Raw genomic sequence first — 2,093 nt, 5'->3', positions numbered from 1 at the left:
CACCGAGCGGCGCACGGCTCATCAGCCGGACGAACACGGCCTGGTCACCGGCGACCCAGGTCGGCACGCCCCAAACGGTATGCGAGGCGACGTACTGCTCGTGCTCGGCGCGGACCTTGTCGAGGGCGCCATCGTCAACCCGGGCGAGCACCTCGTCGGCGGGCAGCCCCACCCCCGCGAGCGTCTCCCGGATGACTGTACGGTCCTCCAGGTGACGGCCCTCGTCGTGACGCGCCGCAAACAGTGCCCGGTGCGCGGCGGGGAACAGATCCGGATATTCGTCGCGGACGACGACGCCAGCCCGCAGGGCGAGGATCCCGGAGTCCTGCTCGGGCTTCTCCCAGACGGTGGGTTGTCCCTCCTCCACGTGCGCCTGCCCCAGCGAGAACGGGAGAAAGGTGACGTTCCAGTCGGCACCGGCCGCGAGACCAATCAAAACGTGTTCATGTGCGTTGCGGGCGAACGGGCAACGGTAATCCCAGGTAATCGCGAAGGTGACAGAATTCATGTCGCGGGCAACACCCGGGCCGTCCCCGGTGTTCCAGCCGAGACGCACGGCTGTTCAGGCGCTCCGTTGCCGCCTGCTCCGACGGCTTTCCATCGCGGCTCTCATCGCAGCTGTCCGTGGCCGCTATCCATAGCGGGCGGACCCAGCTTCCACGCCACCAGGCTGATCGGCTACTTTCCGTATCATGATGGGGGTTGAAGTGGCGTTGTGGGGACTGTTCGGCGGCTTCGCTGTCGAAGGTCTCGATCTCTACACCACGGTCCGCCGACGGGGCCGGTGGCCCTGGCAGACCGGGAAATCCCAGGAAGCGGGCCCCTGGGCCTACCTGGTTGCCGAACTGGTCCGTCTCGCCATCGGCGCCGGCCTGGCTGCGGCCGCCGGCGCCTCGGGCCAGGTCGACACCGCCTTCGCCGCCCTCGCGGTCGGGGTTGCCGCCCCCCTGGTCGTGGAGCGCCTCGCCCGCGCCGTCCCCCTCGATCCCAGGACAGCCGCCGCGACAGAGCCGGCCGTATCGAACCCCCAGACAGGAGGCTGACCATGCGCGCCGACTCGTTCGCCGGTCAGGTCCTCGCCGTCCTGTCCCGTCGCACGCCTGCCTTCACCCTTCCCGAGGACGAACCGCAGACCTTCCCGGACCGTGCTCGCGCCCTGCTCCTGCGCACGACGACCAAGGTCCCAACCGGTCACGCCGCGACAGTCGAGCCCACCCGAGGGAGCCCGGCACCCCCCAATCCTGAAACGATCAACCTTTCGGACAGCGTCCGGCCCGCCGCATCCCCCGCCCGCCGTCCGGTCTCTGATCATCGCAGGCAGGTGCACCGCACGGCCGCCGCGGTCCTCGCCGTTCTCGCCGTTCTCGTGGCCGCCGGGGTCGGTTCTCTCGCCGTCCGCGAGGGCGATCCGCAGCCGATCACCCCTGGCGGGACGGCCCACCTACTCGGCGCCCCGTTGACCGGCCGCACCGGCGCCGTGACGTCCGTGGCGTTCAGCCCGGGCAGGGGCACCCTCGCGGCCGCCGGCGTCGACGGGACGGTCCAGCTGTGGGACGTCACCAACCCGGCCACCCCTCGTCAGCTCGACCCCCTGCTCACCGGCCGCACCGGCGCCGTGACGTCCGTGGCGTTCAGCCCGAACGGGGGCACCCTCGCCACCGCCGGGGATGACGGAACGTTGCGACTGTGGAACGTCACCGACCCGACCAGCTCGTACCAGCTCCACCCGCTGCTCCCCGGCTACCCCGGCGCCGTGGCATCGGTGGCGTTCAGCCCCGACGGACGGACCCTCGCGACCGGCGGGGCAGCATCCGACGGAATACGGCTGTGGGACGTCACCGACCTGACCAGCCCCCACCAGCTCGGCACACCGTTCGGCATATCGCTCGACGGATCCGCCCCTAAGCTCCCGCCCGCCGTGCTCTCGGTGGTTTTCAGTCCGGACGGACGCACCCTCGCCATCGACGTCCCCGGCGCATGGGTGCAGCTGTGGGACGTCACCCACCCCGCCCGACCCCGCGAGCTCGGCCGGCTACAGGTCTCCGCCGACCGCGCCAAAAGCGCGACATCGGTGGCGTTCAGCCCGGACAATC

At 70.9% G+C, this 2,093-nt stretch carries 3 protein-coding genes; 2 read left to right on the top strand and 1 reads right to left on the bottom strand.

Going from position 1 to position 2,093, the window contains the following annotated elements; all coding sequences use genetic code 11:
* A partial coding sequence (locus ACY45C_RS16665; RefSeq protein WP_462188491.1) for a DsbA family protein occupies nucleotides 1–508 on the bottom strand: 508 nt, incomplete at its 3' end.
* Between the two features lie 184 nt (nucleotides 509–692).
* On the opposite strand from ACY45C_RS16665, the gene ACY45C_RS16660 reads away from it, so the two are divergent.
* Entirely contained in the window at nucleotides 693–1,043 is a 351-nt protein-coding gene (locus ACY45C_RS16660) for a hypothetical protein (RefSeq protein ID WP_462188490.1), read from the top strand.
* 2 nt (nucleotides 1,044–1,045) lie between these two features.
* The coding region (locus ACY45C_RS16655) for a WD40 repeat domain-containing protein (RefSeq protein ID WP_462188489.1) at nucleotides 1,046–2,093 on the top strand (1,048 nt) is incomplete at its 3' end.

The organism is Frankia sp. CcWB2 (assembly GCF_977927585.1).
The sequence above is the reverse complement of the archived record's forward strand: the minus strand, read 5'-3'. Positions and strand labels throughout refer to the sequence as shown.

What these genes read in the sequence shown, in the direction of transcription:
- ACY45C_RS16660 (WP_462188490.1), top strand. Translation starts at nt 693, where the DNA reads ATGATGGGGGTTGAAGTGGCGTTGTGGGGACTGTTCGGCGGCTTCGCT.